General features: G+C 56.4%; 18 protein-coding genes, 1 tRNA gene and 2 pseudogenes. 8 read left to right on the forward strand and 13 right to left on the reverse strand.

Translation table 11 applies throughout. The features are described 5' to 3' along the window. Positions 1–292: 292 nt before the first annotated feature. Entirely contained in the window at positions 293–3,766 is a 3,474-nt protein-coding gene (locus FH061_RS22435) for an ATP-binding protein (protein ID WP_151638070.1), read from the reverse strand. Next, positions 3,763–5,028 carry a metallophosphoesterase family protein gene (locus FH061_RS22440; protein ID WP_151638071.1) on the reverse strand — a complete coding sequence of 422 codons (1,266 nt, stop codon included), beginning with the start codon at positions 5,026–5,028 and terminating at the stop codon, positions 3,763–3,765. Before FH061_RS22440 ends, FH061_RS22435 begins: the two co-directional genes overlap by 4 nt. Before the next feature lie 825 nt (positions 5,029–5,853). Here FH061_RS22440 and FH061_RS22445 point away from each other — a divergent pair. The 3 genes from FH061_RS22445 (at position 5,854) to FH061_RS22455 (ending at position 7,667) form a co-directional block, all read left to right on the forward strand. Continuing rightward, complete coding sequence (locus tag FH061_RS22445; RefSeq protein ID WP_151638133.1) at positions 5,854–6,225, forward strand: type II toxin-antitoxin system RelE/ParE family toxin; 372 nt, start codon at positions 5,854–5,856, stop codon at positions 6,223–6,225. Continuing rightward, positions 6,218–6,535, forward strand: coding sequence for an XRE family transcriptional regulator (locus tag FH061_RS22450; protein WP_151638072.1), 318 nt, complete (start codon positions 6,218–6,220; stop codon positions 6,533–6,535). The genes FH061_RS22445 and FH061_RS22450 overlap by 8 nt, the downstream gene beginning before the upstream one ends. A gap of 844 nt (positions 6,536–7,379) precedes the next feature. Beyond that, positions 7,380–7,667: an HU family DNA-binding protein gene (locus tag FH061_RS22455; RefSeq protein ID WP_151638073.1), complete on the forward strand. Its 288-nt coding sequence runs from the start codon at positions 7,380–7,382 to the stop codon at positions 7,665–7,667. A gap of 214 nt (positions 7,668–7,881) precedes the next feature. On the opposite strand, the gene FH061_RS22460 is transcribed toward FH061_RS22455, so the two are convergent. Both FH061_RS22460 and FH061_RS22465 read right to left on the reverse strand, forming a co-directional pair. After that, entirely contained in the window at positions 7,882–8,520 is a 639-nt protein-coding gene (locus FH061_RS22460; RefSeq protein WP_151638074.1) for a hypothetical protein, read from the reverse strand. Positions 8,521–8,922: 402 nt separating this feature from the next. Next, on the reverse strand, positions 8,923–10,329 hold the full coding sequence (locus tag FH061_RS22465) for a hypothetical protein (protein WP_151638075.1): 1,407 nt from the start codon (positions 10,327–10,329) through the stop codon (positions 8,923–8,925). A gap of 882 nt (positions 10,330–11,211) precedes the next feature. On the opposite strand from FH061_RS22465, the gene FH061_RS22470 reads away from it, so the two are divergent. Then, the gene (locus FH061_RS22470) at positions 11,212–12,426 is read left to right on the forward strand and encodes an AAA family ATPase (protein WP_151638076.1); all 1,215 of its coding nucleotides are present in this window, start codon (positions 11,212–11,214) and stop codon (positions 12,424–12,426) included. A 39-nt stretch (positions 12,427–12,465) separates the two neighbouring features. Here FH061_RS22470 and FH061_RS22475 read toward each other — a convergent pair. Continuing rightward, positions 12,466–12,542 (reverse strand) — tRNA-Pro (locus tag FH061_RS22475). A 321-nt stretch (positions 12,543–12,863) separates the two neighbouring features. On the opposite strand from FH061_RS22475, the gene FH061_RS22480 reads away from it, so the two are divergent. Further along, positions 12,864–13,433, forward strand: a complete 570-nt coding sequence (locus FH061_RS22480; RefSeq protein WP_151638077.1) for a hypothetical protein — start codon at positions 12,864–12,866, stop codon at positions 13,431–13,433. A gap of 622 nt (positions 13,434–14,055) precedes the next feature. On the opposite strand, the pseudogene FH061_RS31180 reads toward FH061_RS22480, so the two are convergent. The 5 genes and pseudogenes from FH061_RS31180 to FH061_RS22505 all read right to left on the reverse strand — a co-directional run. Further along, a pseudogene (locus FH061_RS31180) lies at positions 14,056–14,472 on the reverse strand (PACE efflux transporter); the annotation flags it as partial. 297 nt (positions 14,473–14,769) lie between these two features. After that, a complete protein-coding gene (locus tag FH061_RS22490; protein WP_151638079.1) occupies positions 14,770–15,066 on the reverse strand; it encodes a hypothetical protein in 297 nt (98 codons plus the stop codon). Positions 15,067–15,357: 291 nt separating this feature from the next. Beyond that, the gene (locus FH061_RS22495) at positions 15,358–15,645 is read right to left on the reverse strand and encodes an ATP-binding protein (protein ID WP_151638080.1); all 288 of its coding nucleotides are present in this window, start codon (positions 15,643–15,645) and stop codon (positions 15,358–15,360) included. A gap of 478 nt (positions 15,646–16,123) precedes the next feature. After that, entirely contained in the window at positions 16,124–18,787 is a 2,664-nt protein-coding gene (locus tag FH061_RS22500) for an AAA family ATPase (RefSeq protein WP_151638081.1), read from the reverse strand. Between the two features lie 213 nt (positions 18,788–19,000). Then, positions 19,001–20,023, reverse strand: coding sequence for a site-specific integrase (locus FH061_RS22505; protein ID WP_151638082.1), 1,023 nt, complete (start codon positions 20,021–20,023; stop codon positions 19,001–19,003). 177 nt (positions 20,024–20,200) lie between these two features. Here FH061_RS22505 and FH061_RS22510 point away from each other — a divergent pair, with 177 nt between their 5' ends. From FH061_RS22510 to FH061_RS31855, 3 genes and pseudogenes are all read left to right on the forward strand, one after another. After that, the gene (locus tag FH061_RS22510) at positions 20,201–21,259 is read left to right on the forward strand and encodes a DNA-binding protein (protein WP_151638083.1); all 1,059 of its coding nucleotides are present in this window, start codon (positions 20,201–20,203) and stop codon (positions 21,257–21,259) included. A gap of 84 nt (positions 21,260–21,343) precedes the next feature. Next, positions 21,344–21,724 carry a SpoIIAA family protein gene (locus FH061_RS22515; protein WP_151638084.1) on the forward strand — a complete coding sequence of 127 codons (381 nt, stop codon included), beginning with the start codon at positions 21,344–21,346 and terminating at the stop codon, positions 21,722–21,724. Between the two features lie 135 nt (positions 21,725–21,859). Next, positions 21,860–22,067 (forward strand): annotated as a pseudogene (locus FH061_RS31855) (transposase); the annotation flags it as partial. A 54-nt stretch (positions 22,068–22,121) separates the two neighbouring features. Here the strand turns inward: FH061_RS31855 and FH061_RS22525 are convergent. The 3 genes from FH061_RS22525 to FH061_RS22535 all read right to left on the reverse strand — a co-directional run bounded on the left by FH061_RS22525 (position 22,122) and on the right by FH061_RS22535 (position 25,731). Then, positions 22,122–22,646, reverse strand: coding sequence for a transposase (locus FH061_RS22525; RefSeq protein WP_225984815.1), 525 nt, complete (start codon positions 22,644–22,646; stop codon positions 22,122–22,124). A gap of 326 nt (positions 22,647–22,972) precedes the next feature. After that, positions 22,973–24,109: an acyl-CoA dehydrogenase family protein gene (locus FH061_RS22530; protein ID WP_225984816.1), complete on the reverse strand. Its 1,137-nt coding sequence runs from the start codon at positions 24,107–24,109 to the stop codon at positions 22,973–22,975. A gap of 44 nt (positions 24,110–24,153) precedes the next feature. After that, positions 24,154–25,731, reverse strand: coding sequence for an AMP-binding protein (locus tag FH061_RS22535; RefSeq protein WP_151638086.1), 1,578 nt, complete (start codon positions 25,729–25,731; stop codon positions 24,154–24,156). Between the last annotated feature and the right edge of the window lie 3 nt (positions 25,732–25,734).

The raw sequence follows: 25,734 nt of genomic DNA on the forward strand, positions 1-25,734 counted from the left end.
GGCCTAAATGCGAAGTCGAGATGGCTTCGCAACTCTAGCAACACGACCGTGGCTACCAAGTTGGGTTGTCACCTTCGACTGAAAAATCGCAGCTGGAACTCATACGAACTGCGAAGTTTAAGGAGCTCATCACGGAAAGGTTTGGCAATGCAGTCCGAGTGACATGCCATTCAAATACAGCGGGGATGCCTTCACGTTCCCGTTTTGTCCTGCCGTTTCAGTATTCCACGTTAAATGCGCCGTCCGATGCTGCAGAGGTGGCTACCGCGTGCGGCAGACGGACCGAGCAAGGTCACAAGGCAACTACGCCGAGCTGGCGTTGCGGCAGGCAGCCTTCCGCGACGCTCAGCAGGTGCGCATGATGAGTGAATAGAATCACTTGGTGGCCCTTGGCAAATTCCGACAACGCACACAGGACGTGGCGGGCACGGGCATCGTCAGAGGTAATCAGTACATCGTCCAGCACTACCGGCAGGGCAAATCCGGCCTTGCGGCGCAAATCCAGTGCCGCCATGCGAAGCGCTAGATAGAGCTGGTCGAGGGTGCCTTCGCTCATGCCTTCCACGCCGACCAGCGCGCCGCTGCCACGCTGCGCAAGCAAGGTGGGACAGCCATCAACGGTGTCCTCGCTGACCAGACGCACGAACTGGCCATCTGTCATGGACTGGAAATAGCGACTCGCCGCTACCAGCATCGGGCCCTGCGCTTTTTCCCGGAATCGGCGCAGCGCCTCGTCGAGCAGGCTGTGGGCCAGACGTGCGCGCACCCATGATGGCAGCGCCGACGCGATCGCAGCCGAGGCCTGCTCCATTTTCTGACGCTCTGCAATAACGACTTCGGACGCATCTACTGCTTCCAGTTCGCGTCGCGCTGTTTCTTCGGCACTGCGGGCCGCACGGACCTGCACTTCCAATTGCGCGAGTTCGTGCTGATAGGATTGTTCGTCGACGTCCAGGCAATCGACATCACAGTCTGTCAGCATGTCCCGAAGAGCCTGCTCGGTGCGTGATGACGCCAACGCAAGGTTGGCCCGCGCCCGGTCGATCATGTCCTGCGCATCGCGCTTGCGCCGGGATAATTCCTCGGCCTGCGGCAGTGCGTCGGCATGCTCGACTCCAGCGGCCGCGCAGAAGGCGAGCAGCTTACGCTGGTGGGCCGCCATCGATTCCTCATGTTCACGCTGCGCGGCCATGTTTTGTTCAATCGCCTGTGCAACCACCTTGCGCGCGGTCTCGACGGCGCGGGCAGCGTCGAGCCGCGTGCGCAGCTGTTCGGCGTACAACCGCAAGTCGGCAGGCGCCGGGTCGCCAATGGCGTGCGCAAGCGCATTGGCCTGCTGTTGAAGTGCAACGATAGCGTGGTCGGCACGGTCGAGCTTGAGCTGCGCCGCATCCCGTCTGGTGACCGCGGCGCTCAATGCATCGAAGTCGTCCAGACGGGCAAATGCTTCTGGTACGCTGGCATCGGCTGGCAGAAGCAGCTGCGCGCAGGCAGCAGCGACTTCCGTTCGGGTGCGCTCCAGCGCCTCAATCAATTGCCTTTCGCTCAGCGCAAACTGTTCGCGCTGTTGTTGCCGCTCAGCGCGCTTGCCCGCGGCCGTAGCAGCGGCTTTGTCGAGTCGGGCGAATTCCCTTTCCATCGCGTCGGCGAGATTAACCAGTTCATCTAGACCGCCGTCGGCGTCGACGTTGCCATCCACGTCGCTTAACGCGCTGCGCAGGCCATCGGCGAGCGCCTTTTCGGTTTCAGTCATTTGCTGTTGCTCGTCGTCGAGCGCATCGAGCGTTTCGTTCTCGGCGCGTGCATGCTCGAGCAGGTTTTGCCATTCGCGCAACGCCGCCGGCGCCAACCGGGGCAACTGGCGTTGCGTCAGCAGGCTCTCCCATGCTTGATGCTCCTGCTGCTGGCGCGACTCGATCGTTTGACGCTCCGCAACCAGCGTATTACGGTCCTGCTCCCGTTCTGCAATCTTGCGCAGGCAGCCTTGCAGCTGAGTGGCCCGTTTCATGTCGCGTGCCAGCGCGTCGACCAACGTGTCGGCGTGGCGGATCTCGTCAGCCAGCGTTTGCCAGGCGGCGTCATCAAGCAAGTCGCTGTCTATCGCACCACGATTGTTTCCGGCACCAGGGATTTGCAACTGCCGAAGGGTCTGGTCGCGCTGCGCGCGGGCGGCCGCGACTTCATCAGCCGTCGGGACGGAACCGTCTGCCAGCAGCTGCTGGCGCAAGTCGCGATCGTCACGCAGCGCCTCTTCGATCTGCGCAATGCGCTTGTCCAAATCCGCCTTGCGGGCCACCGCGTGGTCGATGGCTGTCTTGGCAGCATCGATTTCGCCGTCGAACAGGGGGCGAATAGCAACCAAATCGTCGGCCTGGGCGATGCCAAGCTGTTTCAATGACGCTTCCATGGTGCGTCGGGCGGACTTGATCTTGCCTGGCAATTCAGCCAAGCGTTTGAGAACGCTTGCCTGACGGACAACGGCTTCCCGGGCCAATTGCAACGCGCTCCGAACGCGGGCGTCGGGCTGGGCGCTATGCTCCTGCGGCCGATCGTCGTCTTGGTGGTTGGCGGAGGAGATCCGGTGCTGTTCTAGACGTTGCTGGGCCAGCTCCATCGAACGCAGCACCTTGGTGATCTCGGTGCGGGCGCCGACTTTCGGCGCCCGCTGCTGCAACCGTTCAACGGTTTCCGCTGGCGCAATCACCTTGACCAGCGCGGCCAGCGTGGCCTTTTCGTGCTGCAGGTCGATATTGGCGTCGTCTCGTTCCTTGCGATGTTGCTCCAGGCTCTCCGCCGAAGCGGACAGGCGGTCGATGCCGGCAGCCACCGCTAGCACCGGCAGCTCCGGCTGCAAGGTGGCCAGTTTCAGACGCGCCTGTTCCATCGCGGCTGCAGCTGTACCGGCGCTATGTTCGGCAGCAGCCAGTCCCGCCTGTGCGCCAGCGCGTTCTGCCGCCGCATTCTCGTCAAGCAGCGGATGAGCGCGCAATTCGTCCAAGGTCGTCTGCGCGGTGTCAATCGTGCGCAGCAGTGGTGCCACGGCACGCAATTCGGTGACACGGCGCAGGTTCGCGTGCAATTGTTGCTGCTGTGATTCCAGCGCAGCGACTTTTTCCTGTGCATGCTGCTGGCGCATGAACAGCTCGCCCCATGCGGCGGGCTTCACCTGTGCGCTGACGTAGGCACTGCGGTGCTGGCCGTAATCGCGAATGGCTTCGTTAAGCTTGGCGACGCGCCCCTTAGGGATGTAGAACTGGCGCGCGGTCTGATCCAGGCGCTCCAGCACCGCGGCGATGCTGCGCACACCTGCGCTCGCTTCGAAGAGCGCGGCGCCGATATCGCCCTCGCCGGCCAGCAACGCCTCACCGCCGGCACGCAGGCGCTGGTGGTCGAGGCCGAACATGCCCTCATATTCTTCCTTGGACAGCCCGCAGGTGATGCGCGCCTCGACGTCCGGCGGGACCGGATCGCCGTTGGCGAAGGTCAGGGTAGCCTTGTTGCCCTTACGGCGCACGACGGTATGGGCAACATCGGCATGATCGAACAGTACGGCCCCGATCCGCATGTCGCGGTGCTGGTGGACGAAGTTGTCCTTGCTCTGCGGGTGGATACCGTAGCGCAAATCCGTGATGGCGCGCAGCGTAGTCGATTTGCCGGCCTCGTTGCGTCCGTGGATGAATACGAGCTCCTGCTCGCTCTTGCCGAAGTCGAGAACGCGTTCGGTAAACGGGCCAAAAGCGGTCAGGTGCAGTTCTCCGATTCTCATGCTGGTTCTCCATTGATCTCGACGGCGCCCAGATGGGCCAGAACGGTGGATTCAGCATCGGTTAGCATGGCCCGCAGGGCTGCTGCATCGACCGCTGTCGGATCAAGGTCCTGCAAGGTCGGTGGCAATGACAGGCCACTCAACTCGCGCGCAATCCAGTCGGCCAAGCGATCTTCGTCGTCCATCAATTCATTGACCAGCGACACGACTTCCCCAACCGCATCGGTACGCAATGCCGCCTGTTCCCGGTCGAGCGGGGTGCGCAACGCTGTCTTGACGCGTTCGAGCCAGATTTCAAGGCTTTCCATATCCTGCAGCGCCGCGATGATAGCGGCCCCGATCGTGCCGGGCTGCTCGGCCTCGATCCTGTTGAGCGGCGACTCCCCGTGGACGATCAGGCGGATGGCGTGCATCCGGTCAGTGGCGCCGTCGGTCAATTGCTTGACGGCGTGGTGAAACGCTCGCACCAGGCCGTCGAGCGTCTCGATACCGGTTACATCCAGTTCGAGGCGGTGCCAGCGCACGACATCCAGCGGCACAAAGTCGGCACCGACAATCCGGCCGTCGACCACCGTGACCAGCTCGCAGCCCTTGGGCCCGGTTTCATTGGACTTGCGACCCTGCAGATTGCCCGGGAACACGATACGCGGATTGGCGTCGCGCACCACCTCGCGGGCATGGACGTGTCCAAGGGCGAAATAGTCGTAGCCACGGGTCATAATCATCTCAACCGACGTTGGCGCATAGTCGTCGTGGCCATCGCGCCCGGTCAGACTCGTATGGAGAACACCGATATTGAACATGCCCGGGACGGCACGCGGAAAATCCGGCACCACGTCATGGGTTACGGCCCGCTGCGGAAAACTGTAACCGTGCAACGCGACGCCTAGATCTTCGCGAACCACCGTCTCCGGCATCTCGGTGGAGAATATGTGCACTCCTTCCACCGCCGGCAGCTGCTTCGTGATCTGGCTCTCAGCGTCATGGTTGCCGCGGGCAATGACGACGGCGATGCCTTGTTGGCGCAAACGCACGAGTTGCTCGCGAAAAAACAGGCCGGTATGAAAATCGGGCCAGTTACCGTCAAAAATGTCACCGGCGAGAATCACGAAATCGACGTTTTGTGCAATCGCCAAGTCAATCAGAGCGACGAACGCCCGGCGGGTCGCACTGCGCAACCGGTCCACCGGTGCACCATCGTGGGCGTCAAGTCCGCGCAGCGGACTGTCGATATGCAGATCAGCGGCATGAATGAATTTCAAGGTCGTCTCCCGGTTTCAATATTCGGTTGCGAGTCCATGGCACGCAGCCATTGCGCAAGCGTCACGTCGTTAATTTGGTATTGGCCCACGCCGGCCGTGCCGCCAGTGTTGCAGTTTGCATGTGTACTAAGCGTAGTTTGCTTGGGACCATTCGCGCGCCAGGCGCTCTCTGCTCGCCGTCCGCAGTTCAAGCAGGCGAATCGCTTTTGCCATAGCTTGTAGTCCAGAGTCTGCGCTGGTGTCGAAGACCATGACCGGGGGGAGCGGCAAGCGATATCAGTTCCGCAAACGACGTTCCAACCACGGCTCGCATGTTTCCCGAAGCGGGGCCCCTGAATGGTGTGCGCTGACTCGGCAACATCGTTTTCAATGTCTGGAAACCAAGGATATGAGGTTTCGTCCTGTTTTTGTTTGCGTTGCCGGGCTATCAAGATAATGTCTTTCGACGTGTCAGGTCGTGGTTTCTCGCGTGGAGCGCCATGATACCAACGTCCTGATGGTCCTGAAACGTATCATTAAAGCAATTATCGTTACTCGAATGTACTTTACCATGTTTGTCATAGGGAAATAGACCGCGATGGTTATGATCGGGCATTGGTACCGGTATTCGCTCGACTCACGTTGACTTATTAGTGGCGGAATTGAGTTAGCACTACGCATGCCCAGCGCAATCAAAATACGCCGTACCCACCGTCGTTGCCACTGCACGTTCGAAGCTGAGCTTATTTCTGTTTGCCAAGACGCACTTCTTGATTCCGCGCAAAAAAAATCTGTTGCATGGGATTCCTTTGACAGCATATGCTTTCTATGGAATACTTGCGCTCCATGACTTGCGAAGTGGAATACATAAATGAGTTCGAAGCGTGGTGGGACAGCCTGAAGGAAGATGAACAGGTTTCCATTGCTGCCTCGGTACAACTGTTGGAAGCGGAGGGGCCGCACTTGGGTTACCCGCATACCACAGGCATCACCACGTCCAAGCATGGACACATGCGTGAGCTACGCGTTCAGCATGAGGGGCGACCATACCGCATCTTGTACGCCTTTGATCCGCGCCGCGCCGCCATCCTGCTTTTGGGAGGCGACAAGACCGGAAACGACCGTTGGTACGATGAAAACGTCCCAGTTGCCGATGTTCTGTACGACGAGCACTTGGAAGCGCTGAAGAAGGAACAACAGAGGAAACGCCATGGCTAAAAAATTCGCAGAATTGCGCGCGAAGCTGTCTCCGCAAGCCCAGCAGCGCGTTCAAGACAAATTCGAGCAGCTGAGGGAGGAGATGCCGCTCCATGAGCTGCGCCGCGCGCGCGGCCTGTCGCAGAAGGCCTTGGCTGAGGTACTGCATGTCGAGCAGCCGGCCATCGCCAAGATGGAAAAACGCGCCGACATGTACATTTCGACCTTGCGCAGTCACATTGAGGCGATGGGTGGTGAGCTGGAGATCGTAGCGAAGTTTCCAGACGGAGCGGTCCGCATCAAAAATTTTGTCACTCTCGATCAGGCATAAAACGGTGCCCCGCCGTTCTACGGCAGGACAGGAGCGCAGGGGCACCCCGGGGCATGCGGCCGTCAAGCGCCTCTGAAACACGCCTCCTATATCTCCGTCAAAAGCCCTCCGTTGGTCATGCTAGGCTAGTCCATGACAACGCAGACCTGGCCCACATAAGTGCGCGATTGTTCGAACTCTGAAGCGGCCGCATTGTTCTAGTCGCGGATCCTGACACCGCCCTTCCGCTGTCAGAAACAGGAAACTCGTACGCTCAGTCACTGATCGCCGAGGTGGCGCAAAGCGCGGCTGCTATTGCTAATGCGTCGGGTGGAATCTCCCGTGGCAACAGCAACCTGTCGTCGCGTACGGAGCATCAGGCCGAGTCACTCGAAGAGACGACCGCATCCATGGAGGAACCGACCTCGACCACGCGGGCCAGCACGGAGAACGCGCAGCGGGCTAATTGGAGCGCATCGCCAGCGACCAAAGGTACGGTCCTTGGCGGCAAAGTCGCCTACATACTCTGAGCTCCATCATTGAATCGTCGAGGAAAATTACCGACATCATCAGCGTCATTGACGGTATCGCCTTTCGGACCAATATTGCCTGCTCCTCGATACGCACCGGGGGTGAAGTGAACTTGTGAAGGCGGAGCGGATGTGGCAAGGATGAACGTATTATTTTGCACACTTTGGCTGCACCCAGTATGTCTCCTAGTCCGGCGGCGATGAGGCTCAGCCGACCGATCAAACTTATTGCAATAACGAAATACCGGACCTACAATGACTTGGTTGATTTGCATGTCATCACAAAACGATCAATGGTGACAGTACCCATCTTCATATACCGTCTGGAGAATAAATTGAATAAATCTGAAATCATCGACAAAGTCGCTGGCGACCACGAGTTGACCAAAGTGAAGGCGAAAGAAATCGTGGAGCAGGTATTTGGCTTCGTCGGGACTGACTTGAAAAAAGAAGGCCGTTTCTCTTTCCCTGAATTGGGGACTTTTACCGTGTCGCAGCGCGCCGCGCGGACTGGCAGGAACCCTGCAACTGGCGAAACAATCAAGATCAAGGCGTCCAAAAACGTCCGTTTCAAAGCAGCACCGTCGCTCAAGGAGCTGGTAGCCAAGGTCAAAGTGAAGTAAGCCAAAATCAGGGCGACACCCGTCGCCCTTCTCTTCAAGCTGTTCCTTATGCGCGCTCCCATTTTGATACGCTGGGACGCCACTCATCGAACCGGCCCACTCGCCTTCTTACTTCGATTAGCTCCGCCGGCAGCTCAATAAGACGCCACTGTTTTCCTTACGTTGGATAGGCCAGTCGTGCAGCAAGCTCGTTTTCGTCTAAGCCTGGATCCGTTCACGATGGCCATTTCCGAGTCGCGTCAATTCCACTCAGATAGCAGGCGATCTTCCATTCGGGCAGCTGTTCGACCGTGATGAAGTAGGACTCGCCTAAAATGCCGGTGATTTGTCGGGCGGATTTGACAGGATTGCAGCAGGTCGATATCAACTCATAGCTGACTTCATCCAGCAAGGCGATCGCCTGGGGAACATGCAGAATGAACAGTATGCGGGCCCAGGCTCGCACTTCGCCGTTAGCAAACACTTCCAGGTCGCCATCGAAACCATCGAACACAAGCTGCAATTTCGTCTTGCTGCCGCCCTTCAGGATGTTTGGCATCTCAACTTCGACTAGCAGCTGCAACTGGCTGATGATGAGCGCAGACGCTTCGGCCGCCGCATAGGGGTTAGGCTGCCGACAGATCGGCAAGAGAAGAGTCTGCGAGTCTCGGGGAGGCACCTCGCCGGCGCATGGCAAGTCATCCGGATCACCGATGAGCAGTACGCGGCTGCCGGTCAGTTCCTCGAGCAGGTCGCGTGCCTCGCGCATGTCGTGCAAAGTTTTTTGATCCAGCATGACGACTTGCTTCCGTTCGCGTCTCTGTCCGTTGGAAGGAGGCAACGCTGCCCCGCTGTGCTGCTGCTTGCTTTTCATGTAAATTTCTTCCTTAATCAATGCGCTCAGCAAACGCGTACACTGCAAACAAAGGCTGCACGACGCAGCGTGGCATTCCATCCTGTGTCGTTCATGCCTGCGGTCGGCTCAGATGCATCGGCTGCTGCCTTCTGAACCGTTTTCACTTGTGACTGATGCAGATACACGTGCCCCAGCCGCGCGAACGGTTTGGCCGTATCGACTTTCTATTCACATCCTTGGAATACAGCGTAAGGACTATCTGCTGGTCCGTGGCTCGGTTTCGCGAGCAAAATCCGAGAATATTTTGGATATCTTCGGATTTCTGCGCGGAAGACCCTGGCGTGCTATCCCTAGTCGTGCGCAGCCGCGGCTAGCCGACTCCGTACCCCGGTCTGTCCGGTCCGACGCAATGGATGGCTGCTACCAGCCGGGGTCAAGTGCGTCAGCGACATCACGTGACTCGTCAGGCACGGCATCATCCTGAGCGGCATGGGGCTTGGAACCGGAGCCAATCGCATAGATCTTGTGTACGTGTCCATTCGTACTCGTGCCGACAGTGGTGTTATTGACCCAGACCCGCCTTCCAGTCCCTAGCATCCTCCAATGCCCGCGACGCAGGTGCATGCGCGGCGACAGCCGGCTGGCGGCACCAGATGAATTGTCGTCAAGCGGTGCCTGCTTTCCATTTGCTCGCATCGGAATAACGTACAGTTCCCGGTAGATGTCGAATGGTGTCTTTCCCTGATTTCGTCGCTTGCGGTTTAGCTTGGAAGAGCATGTCCTTGCCGTGGCTACCGCCACTTCAACGTTCGTGCATGACAGAGCAAGCAAGAACTGCAGCGTCGCCCGTACATCATCTGCAACATCTCTCACAAACCCTTTCAATGCAGTTTGCCCAAATGCGCATAGCTGCATCTCGCCGGCAAACGGAAGTAACAGCCCCGTCGCAACGTGCAGGTCACCGACTATCAGCGCCGGCCCAGGGAACTGGTCGCGAAACACCTGGCACCGCGGGATCATTGCGAACGACGTTCCGACAATCCATTCAAGGCTATCGACCCGCTTGCCCAGTACACTTCGCAAATGATCAAGCTGATGATCGGACGACCATACCGGCACCACAATCAATCCGCCCTGCTCGTAAAATCCAGGTACTGCAGCCACCCAGGATTCGAGAACCGAAGCGTTACCGGCACCAGGCGGTATGTCAAGAACGAGCGTCACGCGGCGCCCGGAGCGCGCGGACCCCGCATGCCGCAAGCGTTGTTTGTCGTACGCGTACGTGTATTCCAGGACGGTGGCCGGATACGGCAATCGCAATAGGCCGAGGTCATCGGCTGCAAACCGCAGTTCTGTGGCGCCCAAGCCCAGCAAGTCACCCGCGTCAGGCAAGCGAAATTTCACACCCCCGAGCAGTTGTTTGATCACGTACTCTACGTTCTGCGTTTCGTGCAGCAGGCCGTTTGCGGCAAGGCCTTCAGCGCTGCGTTTCAGGCAGTCGACTGCGTGCGCGGTGTAATGGGTGACCGCGGTACCAGAAAACGGCGTTGCCTGTTCTAACGACGGGGCGCCCCGTGACCTGTCGGTAGCACCGCCGTGTTTCTTCTTTCGCTTCATACTTTCCTCGTTAATGAACGTGTTGCTGATGCGCTGGCAAAGCGGATCGACAGAAGCACACCTATCCATCAGATCAACACAACACTGTCGTCGAATTGCGCTGAGAAAGACGTCCCATGCGTGGCATGACAGATAAGCTTGCCGGTACGGCACACGTTCCATCGGCATCACAAGAAACGATTCGCGCGGCGAATACTCACCGTTACGCATCCGGCCTTGCCGCGATGCGAGCAATAAGGTACCCTTAGGCGCGAGTGTCCTCCCAAGCCTTGTTTAGCAAGGCGAGCATTGACGAATCCATTATCGAGACGTAAACTCCGGCGTGTGCCTCCCCCTGAGTCCTCGTCATCCATGACGGACCCGACATCACAACAGCATCAGTCATCCGAAAATCTGACATGCCTGTCGACGGCAATCTGATCTTCAGTTGTTGAGGGCTACTGGTTTCGCATAGGCGATCCTCCATCTAGTTTCATGGCCCGGACTGAACGCAGTCCACGGCGGCACTGCCGTACCGATGCCGCCGTGCACCGCTATGCATCAGTACTTCGGGAATATTCTTGCACAGTCGAGTCGCAAGCCAACACTATTTCAGGTCAGTACGTCAGGCGTCTATGCGCCGCCCTTATTATCTGACCTACTCCAAAAGCATTGTGGCATACCGCACTTCTCTGACTGCAGCAAATCGGCGCCGTAGTATCTATCGCGGTAAAGCGTTCTCAAGGCAAGGCCAACGCATGCCTTCGCAACGGCTGTGCCGTCCTCTGATAGCCGACCACTATTTCCTCCCTTGCCATCGGCGCCAGCAGTTCAAGCGACTCCTCGCGGCCGCGTGCCGTAGCAGCGTGGCCATGGGTCGCACTGCGACTTCCCCATGCCGCACGGCGTCGGGTGTCCTGCCAGCTTAATCACGTGGTTCATACGAATGCCTCCAGGAGTGCCGCTACGCATCGACAGGTAGGGTCGTGTGTTTTTGACTTGACGTATTGAGGTTCATGAATAAACTGCAGAGCGTCTAGTGACGTCAATTCTGCCTTCCGGCAGGCCCGACTCAACACGCCCTGCATCTTATTAATTAACTGTGAGGATCGTATGCACCGTCCGCAGTCGCGCCCTCTTCCCCGTTCCCTGGACCTGCCCTTTAATGCCGACGATGTCGACGACGACATTCCGTTTGATTGGGAGCCCGAGGTGGAAACGGACAGCAGCGATACGAGCGGCCAAGAACCCATTGAATCGGCCGCTTCTCATTTCCCCCCCTCGAACGAAAAAGACAAAATGCATCACACGCCCTTGCAACAGGGAGAAGGCTCGTCGCTGTGGGAACCGTTACGCGATGATGCGCCGCAGGTCGAGCTGTATTGTCTGGACGACCTGCAAGCGTTGCGCACAGCCCGCGAAACAATGAAAGAACGTGACGACCAGGATCGCATGGATTGTCTGATCACGCATTTGACGTCGCGTGGCCCATGGCGTGACCTTGTGACCCTGCCGAAGGACTGGGAGAGCCGACTCGATGACTTGGAGCGGACGATGCCCAACTTCGGTGAAGTCATTGACGTGCTACGCAGCGGATTGATCATGCAGGCATTCGGCAATCACAGTATCCACTTCGATCCGCTGCTAATCGTCGGAAAACCCGGGCTTGGGAAGACTCTATTTTGCGATACGCTCACCCAACTGCTCGGCCTGCCGTTGAACGTCGTTCGTCTCGCGGATGCTCAGTCCAACGCAACGCTCTCGGGATCCGAACAACACTGGTCAAACAGTAAGCCCGGAATTTTGTTTGATGCTTTAGTCTACGGCAAGCATGGCAATCCACTGTTTTTTATTGATGAAATAGACAAGGCTGGTAGCGCATCATCGCCTTATTACGACCCAACCACGGGCCTGATTACCATGCTCGAGCCCGGCACGGCCAAATCCTTCACCGACCTCTGCGTCAGACAGTTGCGCCTTGACGCCAGCCTGGTCTGCTACATAGCAGCGGCGAATGATCTTACCCGCATTTCGGAGCCGATCCAAAGCTGCTTCCGGATCGTGGAAGTGCCGCTACCGACGCCAGAGCAGTCGTTGCAGATTGCGGCGATGCTGGTGAAGACGCTGGTGCGCGAGTGTTTGAAAGGACAATTGACGATGCACTTTACCGAAGCTGCGCTGGCGCGGTTGTCCGTGGAGCCGCCGCGGCGCATGCGCATCCTCGGCAAAGAAGCGCTTGGCCGGGCGCTGCGTGCCAGGCGCAACACCGTATATCCAGAAGACATTCGTACTGAATCCACCACGGTCCGCTCGATGGGCTTCGTCTGAATCGTCAGCCTTAAAAGGCCATCATTCTCTGGGTAAAACTGGTCGGGGCGACACGATTCGAACGTGCGACCACCTGATCCCAAATCAGGTGCGCTACCAGGCTGCGCTACGCCCCGAGGACCGGCAATGTAACGCAAGGAAGCATCAGACGTCAACTGGCAAACATGCTGAACGCGATCGGCTTAAGACCGGCCTTTTGAAACCCCCTTTAAAAAGACAAAACTCTTCTTCAGCCAGTTTTCTACAACCAGTAATTCAATGGCGCGCCCGGTAAGCTGCAATCTCCTGTTCACAAGATTTTTTGTGAATCTGTTACCGATACAATGTAATGGTTAAATGGCTTTCGCCTAAGCCACTCGTATGCAACGCAAAATCAAGTTGGTATGAGGGACGAAGGCTGAGTTGTCTATCACCGGTACTCATCCAGTGGAGGCTCTATGCTTGAAAAAAGCCAGTCAGCGCAAGATCAATGCAATGAAACGTCGCAGCAGTTCCCGTCAGGTGGAGCCGCCAGTCGTACACAAGCTTACATACGTTTCATCAACGCACTTCATGATTCACGTAGCAAGTGGTCAGTGCCAGCTATCGAATTTTATGTCTCCCACTTAATGACAGGAATACAGCCGGACGATTGGCAGACTGTGCTCCGGTGGGACCTCGACGGCCAGCCTGGATTGTGGGTCTTCCCTATCCCCGATAGCCACGCACCAAGCACGCACAGGCGCAAGTCTGTGCTATTCACTGGATATGACACCGCTCTGGTGGATTTGATAGACCGGCATATTGATCGAGTGCGACGCTGCGAAACGGACGAAGCGTTTCAGGTTTTCTACACTGCCTGCAAGCGGATCATACAGGCAGTTGCGTCACGCAGCGTTCCTGCCGCATACAAGTTGCCAAGCCTCGACAACAAAACCATCGCGCTTTCAATGTTGCAACGGCAAGCAATCGCAAGCACCGCCTGCAATCTGCTGAAAGATTCGGAGTTATGCCCCCCTGCCGATTGAAAAATCTATATTTGGCAATAACGGCGGTCCTGCTCCTTCTGGTACGCAGGGCACAAGCTGTTGTGAACCTGACCGCTGTAAAAACGGGCCGAACTGCATGCGTAAACAGATGCAGCTATATACCCGATTGCTCAAGCAGGTTACGTGCGTCTGATATCAGGTCATCACGCACCGGGTCAGTCTTGTCACCTGTAACTAGTTTTAAATAACCGGTTAGGTCGCGGACCAGCTTTCCGAGCGCACACAGCTTCTCCTCGCTGACTCTTTCCCGCTCGTGCTCCGTCGTCTGAAGCCGCGCGATTGCGATCAGTTGAAGCACCCGCTCCGGGTCCACCAAGTGCGTGTACGCACTGCGCCAGTGCGGATCCTGCTCCATGCTTTCAATGGCATCAACGCATGCACCTGCCATCATGTCGATATCGTTCATCTTGAAGTCGTTCGCCATACGCGTGAATCCTTTTCTATCTCTACACAAAATCTGTGGATAACCGTGTGGGCAACATACTATTGCGACTTTAGGACTGAGCGCACATGCGGCTTGACTATAGATTGCATAAAAATTGTGCAGCACTAACGCACCCTGGAAAGCTATGCGTACGCCGGGCCATGTTTGTAGCCAAGCGCGAGCCGACATTGGCAGTCCAAAGACGTTGTCGAAGGCCCAGTTGAACACGACGGTATAGCAGAGGAAGAAAGCAGCAAGTCCTAGATTCATCATCAATGCCTGGAACAGGCTCACATGCAACCACCAGGCGCTCAAAGGTACCAAAATCATGAGCAGACCACCTTCAAAGCCTATCGCATGTCCGATGCGACGCTTGATGCTTCGACCGCGTTTGCTTTGGCGAGACTCCCATGCCTCAAATACTGTGGTGTAGAACCAGTTCCAAATCACCGCGATTGCAGAGGTGGCGATCGATAGGATGGCTACTGACTTCAGGCTGCTTTGGGACGCTGCGGCAAAGCTCACGCCGCAGATCGCAATGGCGATCGCTTCATAAATCCCGATATAGACGATTTTGCGCTTATAACCCTGCACTCTTTAATTCCGGTTTGCTGTATGAGTATTCAATTTTACTCTGGCAGCTGCGCTGCCGTCGGGCGTGTCACGAGGCACTTCGTCGTTCTACACGACGCCTTGCCGAACGTACCTGGGATACCGATACCTCAATGACCTCGCGATTATGTTCGACATAGATGGTAGATGGCTTGCCCTCCACCTTCTCTAGCCAAACACGATCTTTGTGTACTCGACGAGTTGGAACTGCCCATGCTCCAGTTCTTACCTCTCTTTGAGCCGAGACTTTTCCAGCAGAATGCGTTTCAACTCAAACACTCAAGTTGCCTCGCTGATTTCGATCAGACTGTCTTCCGCGGACACCCCTGTTGCGCACTCGGGAAGATGCAGGCCGCCGTCAATCCCATTGATCCTCAGCTCCATCCAATAACCGTTACGTATCCTCCATTCGCCAGATTCGTACGTAGGATGTCCGTCGAAGACATACCAGCAGCCACTGGCATCCATTGCCACGTAGCGCGCGGTAAAATCCTTGGGGAACATGATTTCACTGATGCCAAGCTCGGCGAAAGTCGCGACGGACGTCTTTGCAAGTTGGTTTTCTGTTGCAGACATACTACTTTCGTTACGTGGTAAAGCATAGAAGGCAAGGAGAAAAACGGCAACAAGTACATTCGCCGCATATTGCCAAATGAAGAACTACACTATCCCATGTTTGTGCCCACATTTCAATGTGGGCCTGTAGTTATTGGGCGAATTTTCTCTACTGCAGCGGAATGACTGTTGCTGATATGCGGTGCCAACGCATTTCCATGTCATCGACCAAGGCAATTTCGTTTATGCAGTTGTGATTAGCGAAAATCCCTGCACTTGATATTATTGAGCGCCCCAAGCAGCCCTGTGTGATCAACGAGCCTCTTGGCATTGAGGTGCATTGAGGCGCCATCGTGCTGCCACACTCAGCATGTTGAACAACTGGCCAGGTTTGCTGTTGCTCCAGAAATCGGCCGCACCCACGAGCGCGGCGCTGCTCTGCGCCGTTTCCGTGTGAATTGTGCGAGAGCCTGCGCCAATGAACTCGGCAAGGCACTCCGCAAAATAGCTCCTGCCACTGCCGGGCGGACCATTGAGCAGCAGCGGGTCAAAGCGAACGACGTGGTCGCGGTGTTCGGCCAACGCATACATGATTTCCATATACTTAATAACTTCACAGAAGTTCGGAAAGTCCGCTTCCAGCTGCTTCAGTCGGGAACGCCAGTCAATGAGAAAGGATGCAACACTACCCGCGGAAAGGACGCGGACGGACAATTCGTGGGAACGCCGCCGCTATCAGCGCGCGCGGCGTATCAGAGAAGCGCGGCGAATGCGCGCGGAGAACGGGAATGGGGATGGGTAATCATGTGGGGCTTATACCAATCCCAAGTCATTCCATGACATGAGATCGCGTCTTTTCCCGCCTGGCCGCGTTGCGCTCGTCATCCATAGCCCCGCTATGGATTCCTCCCACGCCTCGCCAGACGAAAAAATCCATCGATCTCATCTGTCATGTCATGAATTGGGATTGGTATTAGGTGAACACAGCAAACCCCTGCATACGCGCCAGTCATGTTTGAGCATTTTCAATGCTTGAGATGAATCTGGCGACACAAGGCACCTAGAGAAATACGGTTGCTCAACCAAATGCCGCGTCGGTCTGTGTTTTCTCCCATGCTTTTTTCGCCGCTTTGTAGCGCGCAACAATATCCTTATGTTGCGCAACCTCGGACATCAATCTATCTACGGTCAATGGGAGTTCGTGGAACGTTTCTGAATGTGAATGCGCATCAATGTAACGGGATAGCATGCCCATCCGCGCATCTACTTCTCCACCGATGGTATCGGGGATATACACCTTGCTGAGTTTGAACAAAATATTCTCTCGCCAGCGGCGAACAACGTCTGCAAACAGCTGCTTTTGAATAAAGTCTTCATAAGCTGTGCGTAGCGCGCCGCAGCCCTTCTCTAGGTAATCCCGCTGGGCAGCGCCGGTCAGGGCTTTCGCCTTATGCAAGTAGTCCTCCGCTCTTTTCAAGGCTTCGCCTTCATAGTGCGTGTGCGGGAAGACCAGATAGTCGATGCAGCCGACATCCCCATCGTGGTTCTTACTGACGGTGCGGCCAAAGAAGGTGAAGGTGTTACCCTGCATCTCGGCTTCGTTGGCCAGGTGATGGCTAAACAGAATGTCATGGGTAAAGATAATGACTTGCCGGTGCTTAGCCTCTTGCACCAGGCGCTTGGCGATGCTTTCCTTTCTGACGTGATCCATGGACGAGACCGGGTCATCGAAGACCACCCCGACGGAGCGTTCATTGAGTGCGACCTCCGTCAGAAAGTCGGCCAAGGCCACCGCCGTCTGTTCTCCCTCACTCAATACCTCGGACAAGTTGGCCTCCTCCCCGCCAACCGTGTCGAACTCGAGCTGGCGATTGGCTTCTCCATCGTTACCGCGGAACTTGAAATCGAGCGGGAGACTGACACCCAGTTCGGCGCAATTCCAATGAAACTTTTCACGGAAGCCAGTTCCCACCAGCTTCGTCATCAATTGCTTCTGGCGGTCGGTGACCGCGCGAGGTGAAACCTGAGGCGTCTTGTTCGCACGCTCCAGCCAGAAAAGATGGTCCATGGCGGACAGGACATGCGGCAGGTGGCCAGCAAGAACTTTACGTTCCTGCAAGAGCATCAACTCGGTTTGCAATTGTTTGATGATTTGGGCAACGTCCTTGGTTTTGAAGGTGTTGATTTCTTCAGTAAGTCTTTCCTGCAAGCTACGAATCTGCTTGAATGCCGACGTTTTGGCATCCGGTACGGTAAACGGCGCCTCTACTTTCACCGCCGCTTGGATCACATCCTTGCGTGACTGCAGGATGCCGAGCAAGCGGTCGACTTCAGGCGATAGATCCGGCGCCAGCTCGTCCGCTGTACGTCGCAGGGTCGAGTCCGCGGAGAACAGCGCTAGGTCGACGTTGGTTATTTTTTTTGCCGCTGCCGTTAGCGCAGTCATGCTAACCGTGATTTTGCGCTCGAGGTCGCTGGTCATGAACTGCTGGAAGCGTTGTAACCTGGCCTTAGCGTCTGGTTGAAGCTGTTGTTGGCACAGTACGCAACGCGCCGCGTCGTGGTCGGTAGGAAACGCATGTCCCGGGTACGCCTCACTGTTGAAGGCCAGTGCCGCTGTCAGCAAGTTCTTCCATCCGGAGGTGCCCATTGGCTGCAACGGTTCTTGCGCAAAAGCAGCCGTCGACAGCAGCTTGGCTTGCTGTCGCAGCCCCTGCAACTCGGCGATTGTGTTCGCCACTGGTGCGGTGGCATCCACCGATAAGCTCTTGACGGCGGCGTCAAGCTTCGTGTCTAGCGTGGTGAGGTCAGCCAGCGCGCTGCTTTTCTTTTTGATGAGCTCGGCCGGGTCTGACTTCTTTAGTTGTTCAATGTCGTGTTCAATCTGCGCTACCCGATGCGCATCTTGTTCAATGAATGTCCCCAGCTCAATCAACCGGGCCCGGTTGGATTTCGCCGAGAGGTTATTCAGGAGCGCCGCCACTTCTGACTTGCCGTCGGGAAGACGAAACACATCTAGATTCACCATCCGGCTGCGCTTTAGCTCCTTGAGACGATTGTTCACCTCCGTAATAACCTCTACCATCCGCGGGAACACATCAAACAGGTACGGCGTGACGACAAAGGCTTTCTTGTCATCGGTATGCACCCGGATACAGCTGCTATCAAATACCGCGAAGTTGTCGCGCAAGACCTTGTTCGGCGTACCTGGCGTGAGATGCTGTACCGACCCGTCGCTCATGTTGAACACCGCAGAAACCGGCAGGCGCTCGGCAGCGGTTAAGTTGATATTGCCGAGAATGGACAGCTGTTTGGACCGCGTGAAGCACGAAGCTTTCAGGATACGGGCGTAGCCCGATTTCCCGGAGCCGTTGGGGCCATAGATGACCGTTAGCTGGGGACTGATTTGAAGTTGCTGTCCCGGCGTAAGGGCGTTCACGCCGACCACGTTATCCACGGAGGTTAGACGAAGAGGTGCTGTGTCCTGTGGTTGAGCTTGTGGCGCCTGCATTTCATAGGCGCACCGCTGTTCCGGCGCTGGAGCTAACCCACGGTCCCACAGGAACTCGTCGAAAATTGTCGTGAGGTCAGCGTCAGACAGTGTTTGCTGGCAAATCAGTTTCGACAGTGCACATTGCTGCCAAGTCTCCAAGCCGGCAGCCCATGCATCGAGTTCCGTAAAGATATTGAACCGTGTGGGCTGTTCTGGCTGGGCCGATGCAATCGAATCTTGGTTGCTCACTTACTCACCTGTTGTATTTAAGTTATCGTCTGCATAATTTTACCTTTAGGAAACTGATTTTAGGAACCATATGTTACAAAGAAACGTCGTGATTTTTTATTACCGTTTATTTGCGTTTTGGTTACGTTGTGTTAATTGGATTGCATGCCCGCGAAGCGAAAGAACAACCAAGCAATTGGCTTCTGCCTTACGTTTTCAGGCGTGACAAGCTAGCTATTTTTTTCGGTTTCGGCGCAGTAGTGCTACGGCCGCATTTTCCACGAACTGCCCGGCCTCTTCAATATAGCCCTGCACCGTCCCGTCGTGGCGCCAGCCGCCTTGCCGCTTGATGTCTCGGGGACTTGCGCCGGCACGATATGCGCTAGTGGCCATCCCGCGCCGAAGGCTATGAGCTGAGAGCATCGGCACGTAGTCCAGTCCGGCAAGCCTGGCGCTGCGTTCAAGAATGTCATTGACGCTTGCTGGATGCAGTGCAAGAGCACTAACGATGCCTGCCTTGTTGATCGGGCGGAACAGTGGTCCGGATTCGATGCCGGCCTCCTGCAGCCATCTCTTGAGCGCATTTACTGGACAGAACGAATCATCCCCATGAGGAATCGCCTTGACGATCCCCTGCCCGTCCTGATCGGTCTTCGACCGTGGCAAGGTAATGATTAAGCCTTCGCGTTCCCAGACCAGGTTTTCCACCGTGAGTTGCACCAGTTCACTGCGGCGGTAGGCGCCAAAAAAGCCGATCTGCAGCAGAGCGCTATCCCTTGTTGCACTTAGCGTCGGCTGACCCGCCAGCGCTGAAACAATTAATTCCAGGTCTTCAATTGGCAAAGCCTTGGCTTTGGCCTTGGGTTTGCCGTAAGTACGCAGGATGCCGGAAAGGGTTTTGCGCACGGTCGGCGTCGCAGCCGGGTTTGGAAAGCCTTGATGGAGATGCCATTGCGAAAGCGCCGTCAGTCGCAATGCCAACGTGCGCGGGTTGAGTGACTCGGCATATGCCAGTAAATACCGAATGATCATCGATTCATCAGAGGGCAGTCTGCCACCCCACGCCAGGAAATGGCTGATGCTCGAACGGTACGCACGGCGGGTATTGTCGGACGTTGCTGCCGCGAGCAACTGCTGGTGCTGACGTATCAGTTCCGCGTTCAATGATGTACCGGCGGTACGCAACGTGAGCGAGCTGCCACGGTCTTCGTTCGGGTGCTCAGGCGGTTGGGGGGCGGGGTGAAGCGCTGTTTTCATGCTTTTTCGGGGACTTGTACCGGTCAATACAGGAGCATACCACCTTCAAATCAGCTATCAGTCGCGATAAACCCATTTATCACACCCTAATTTGAACGGAATCGACGAATCGGCGCGGCGTAATTTCATGTATTATTACGTTGAACGTAATACACTACACTATTTAGGGTGTTTGTCATGGCACGAACCGGCATTCAATATTCCGATGTCGCCCGCGCGGCGGCCCACCTCATTGCCGCCGGCAAAAGCCCGACCGTCGACAGCGTCCGCGAAGCCCTGGGCGGCACCGGCAGCAAGAGCACCCTTGCGCCATTTCTGAAACGCTGGCGAGCCGAGCAGGAAGACACGGCTGTCGCCGAGGTCACTTTGCCTGCGCCCTTGCTCAGTGCCGTACGGGGCTTGCATGAGCATATGCAGGCAGAGTTCTCGCAGCAGCGTGAATCCCTCGAGCAGAAGCACAGTGAGGCCATACAGGCATTGCAAGTTCAAACCAAGCAGCTGCAGGCTGACAAAGACAAGGCGCTGGCAGAGAACCTCGTCGTGCAAGAAGAGCTGGTGAGTACCAGACAGGCACTGGCGGAATTGCAGGAGCGATTTCACGCGCAGAACGTCGCCATGGCCGCCTTGCAGGCGGCGCAAGCCGGTTTGCAGCAACGACTAACGGACCGGGCGACTGAGATTGCGACGCTCAATAATCAGTTGTCTGAAACACGCGAACAGTTCGCGCACTACCAGGAGGCGACGGCCGCGCAGCGTGAGGCCGAAAGAAGGAATTACGAGCAGCGCATTGCGCGGCACGAACATGATCTAATAGTAGCCAACAGAGAGGTTGCTGGATTGCAGGCTACGTTGGCGCAACGAGACTCTGCTCTCTCCTCTCTGACCATTGAACATGACAGCTTGCGCAACGAGTTGGGCATCCTTCGTGAACAGACTCAAACGATGCGGTTCGCCCGCGATCGCCTGGCGGAGCAGCTGCAGGAGACAACACGCGCGCGAGACGATGCCAATTCCCAGATAAAGCAATTGGAGCAGTCGGTCCTGGAATATCGTTTGGTTGAATCGTCACATGAACGCGAAAGCAAAATCAGGGCAGATCAGCTTCACATCGCGCTCTTGCAGATTGACGTGCTCGCCCAGGAAAAGCTTGCCTGGACTCAGGAGCGGACAATACTGGAACAGCAGCTAGAGACCACAAAGCAAGCTTTGTCGCACCCCGCAGCCACGGGACAGTAAATGGACAGTTCCACAGCATCCCTGGTGACACCGGTACATCTGTTACACTTATGATCACAGTGACAAGATACAGTAGATCTTCATATGAATCATCAGCAGCTTTGGGTAGAGCCGGTAGGCGGTATCATTACGGCGCGCATCCGTGGAAAGTGTACCGAGGAGATACTGAGGGAGTGTCAGGACCGTGTCGTCGAACTGGTCAAGGATACGCAGCAAGTCAAGGTATTGTACGACGCACTTGAGATGGAAGATCCCGGAGTTCAGCTCGCCATCTTGCAACAAAACATGGACTCAGATGCATGGAAGAAGTATGGCCCGATACCTTTGCGACGCGCGATTTTGGTCCCCAATACTCGAATTGCATTTCTGGCGCGGCTCGCCTTTGGTCAGTTTGGAGAGGGTACTTACCGCGTCTTCTATAACGATCTCACACAAGCAGTCGTGTGGCTTGAGGAACGAAATTAGTGGCTCACCTCCCCTTCTGAACACGGGCCTTTCCGGACTTACTAAGCCGGACGAAAGTAACCGAACTCAAGGCTGCTTGTTCGGTCATTTGCACGGTGTGTGCAATGATCGCCACGTAGAGCGCGCCGAGCAGTGATGACAAGACGTTATGGATTACGGGACGACCAGTGGGAGCGGATCAAGGATTGGCTGCCCGGACGGGACGGGCATGTTGGCAGGACGGCCAAAGACAACCGCCTGTTTGTTGAAGCGGTGCTGTACCGGTAACGGGCGGGCATACCCTGGCGTGACTTTGCCGGAGCGGTTTGGGGATTTCCGTGTAATACATACCCGGCATACAAGAGAATACCAAACGAAGCGGTGTGGGATAGTTTATGGCCTTATTGCGCGCGAAATGCTAAGCAGGTGTACAAATCACTGTGCGCCTGAGCCAGAATTTGCGTGATCGCACGCCTGATGTTTGCAGTGCTTCTTGGTTCGATAGCCCATTAAGGTGGTCGATGAACGCTGCGACCTGTTCGTCGATTGAGGCGAAGAACTGCTTATTCGCGCAAATTGCATCCTTGCCTTGTCCCCATAACGTATCCATCGGGTTGAGCTCCGGTGAACGCTTGGGCAACCACAGGAGCCGGATGCCCAGGCGTGCTGCCAGAAGCTGTGACGCATGCGCGGCGTGACTCTCGTGGCTATCAAGTACCATCGTGACTCGATAGCCACGATAATGGTGTCGCACCAGGCGCAAGAACGCCTGGAAGTCTTGCGCGCGTTGCTGGCGTCGGACCAGGAACAGGCGATGCCCGGTTGCCAGATTCATGCAGCCAAACACCACGCGCTTGGCATGGTTCCGTTGCAATAAGGATGTTATACCAATCCCACGGTTAAGCGAACCGGGTATGGTGGTTGGGGTCTGAAGAAGAATCACTGGCGTCGTCCCGGAATTACTTCCAGATCATGGCCAGCGCTCGTTATTGCGTGTAACGCCAGGAAGCGCCCGTCTATCCGGGAGCCACCTTTGAACGCAGGTTGCGGCACCTTGGAGAAGCCTCCTCAGCAATGGATGGCGTTGCTTGCTATGGTGTGAGCTTATTGACCAGTTCGGTTACATCGTTGCAGATCACGCCGGCACTGCGCTTGACCGATTCCGCCACTTTCAACGTTGTTAAAGGCCGCACCACAGTAGATGGGGGAAGCTAAAATGCCGTTCGTGTTTAGGACTATGACATGTATCCGAAGGTTTTTCGGGCAACCTCAAAGCCCGCGCGAGATGATTTCCTTCATAATTTCCGATGTGCCGCCGTAGATGCGCTGAACCCGGCTATCCACAAAGGCGCGGGCGATCGGGTATTCGCGCATGAAGCCATAGCCACCATGCAACTGCAGCAATTGATCTACAGCTTCTCCTTGGGCCTCGGTGGCGTAGAGTTTGGCCATCGCCGCCATATCGGTCGATAGCTTGTTTTCGAAGTGCAGTGCAATACAGTGATCCACGAAAACCCGGCATGCCATAGTCTTAGCCTTGATTTCCGCTAGTTTGAAGCGCGTATTCTGTAGGTCGAACACCTGCTGCCCGAAGGCCTTGCGGCTCTTCGTATAGGTGATGGTTTCTTCCAGCATTGTCTCCATCACAACCGGACTGCGCACGGCAATCATGAGCCGTTCCTGTGCGAGCTGGTGCATTAGATAGCCAAAACCCTTTCCCTCCTCACCCAGCAAGTTGGAAGCGGGGACGCGCACGTCGTCGAAGAAAAGCTCGCTGGTATCCTGCGCTTTGAGGCCAATCTTTTCCAGCAGAGGTCCTTTTGTGAACCCTGGCGTACCGGCCTCCACCACGACAAGGCTAATGCCCCGCGTGCCGGCAGAAAGGTCAGTCTTGCAGATTACAATCACAAGATCAGAGTTGACGCCGTTAGTGATAAAGGTTTTCTGACCGCTGAGGATGTAGTGATCTCCAACACGCTGTGCCGTGGTACGAACCGATTTGAGGTCGCTTCCGATCCCTGGCTCGGTCATTGCGATGGCGCCGATTAGCTCGCCCCGTGCCATTCTAGGCAGCCAACGTTGCTTTTGCTCGGCGCTGCCGTACGTCAGGATATATGGCGCAACAATGTCCGAATGCAAAGGGAAGCCGGGGCCGGTAGCGAGCACGCGCATCAGTTCCTCGATAACGACGATCGAGTGTCCGAAGTCGCCGCCGCCGCCGCCGTATTCCTCGGGCACCGCGCACAACAGCAAACCCTCCTTCCCGGCCTTTAGCCAAGCTTCGCGCGGCACCAGGCCTGCCTTTTCCCACTCATGGTGATGCGGTTCAATCTCGCGCTGGACAAACCGACGCACCTGGTCACGGAACTGCTCGTGGTCTTCTCGAAATACTGCGCGCATCGTCATGAATCCTTATAAATAGCAAATGTTTGGACAGGGAGGGCCAGATACTACGGCTGGCTACCTTCCTGATACCGACTCATCAGGAGCCGCTTGTAGAGCTTGCCATTTTCCAGTCGCGGCAAAGCAGACACAAAATCCACACTGCGCGGACACTTCAGGTGCGCAAGGTGTGCACGACAGAAAGCGATGATGTCCGAGCCGACGGCAGGTGAGGCACGGCTTGGATCTTGAAGCTGGACCACAGCTTTGACCTCTTCACCGAATTCGGGGTGCGGGACGCCGATTACCGCGGCGTCGACCACGCCAGGGTAGGTAACGATGAGGTTTTCGACCTCACTGGGATAGATATTGACCCCGCCGGAGAGAATCAAATCAGTGCGCCGTCCTGAAAGGTACAAATACCCTTCCTCATCAACATGACCAATGTCGCCAAATGTGGCGCAGCCTTGCCTGTCATATGCCGCCTCGGTCTTCGCCAGATCATTGTGGTACTGAAAGCGGGGCGTTCCGGAGAAATAGATGCGCCCTTGTTGTCCGTGAGACAGCTCATTTCCGCTCTCGTCCTTGATGTGGATCTTGCCAAGTAAAGCCAAGCCTACGGAGCCAGGTTTCTGCAACCATTGACTGCTGTTAATCGCTGTCAGTCCAATACCTTCGGAGCCGCCATAGTATTCGAACCACACCGGCCCCCACCATTCGATCATGCGCCGCTTGACTTCGGGCGGGCACGGTGCTGCAGCATGAATGGCTACCCGCATGCTGGACAAATCGGATGCAGCTCGCACACTTTCCGGCAAAGCCAGCATACGAATCATCATTGTCGGCACCCATTGGCTATGAGTAACGCGGTATTGCTCAATCAAGCGCAAGCCCAGCTCCGCATCGAAACGGCTGGATATGATATTGCTACCTCCCCAATCGATATTGCGCATCGTGCTGCGCAAAGGTGCAGCATGGTACAGCGGCGCCATCGTCAAATAAATGGTCTCGGCACCGAAACCAAAAAATTCGCGCCACACCACTGCGTCATAGGAGTCGCGGAAACGATCGGCATATGCGGTAAGGGGACGCTTGATGCCTTTCGGTTTGCCCGTGGTCCCTGAGGAATACAGGAAGTCGCGGCCCACCATGCGCTCCGGCAGCGAAGCATCGGGAGCATACGCCTTGATTTCCTGTTCAAACGAGCGGAACCCTTCAGCCTGTCCGTCCAGCAGGTATTTCACGACATGCACGCCCGCCACTGCGGAATCGTTTGCGCTGCCTGCGAGTGCGGCGGTTTGTGTCGTAGCCACTAGCAAGCGAGCTCCACAGTCCGCAAGTATGTAGTTCACTTCATGCGGGCTAAGGTGCACGCTGACCGGAGTGTAGTACAGTCCGGCTCGCCGCGCCCCCCATGCCAGGGCAAACAGGTCCGGGTGGTTTTCCATCAGCAGAGCGATACCGTCCCCCGCCTCCAACCCCAAGCCGAGGAGCCATTGCGCTACTACGTTGGCGCGTTGGTCCAGTGTGCGATAGGTCAATGTGCTGACTGCCTGGCCGATGTCGTCAACCAAGCACAATGCCATCTTATCAGGGCAGACTTGAGCCCAGTAGGCAAGTCTATCCACGGTGGTGGGTGTGTCCATCTT

This window comes from Noviherbaspirillum aerium, assembly GCF_008929045.1.
GTDB lineage: Bacteria > Pseudomonadota > Gammaproteobacteria > Burkholderiales > Burkholderiaceae_D > Noviherbaspirillum > Noviherbaspirillum aerium.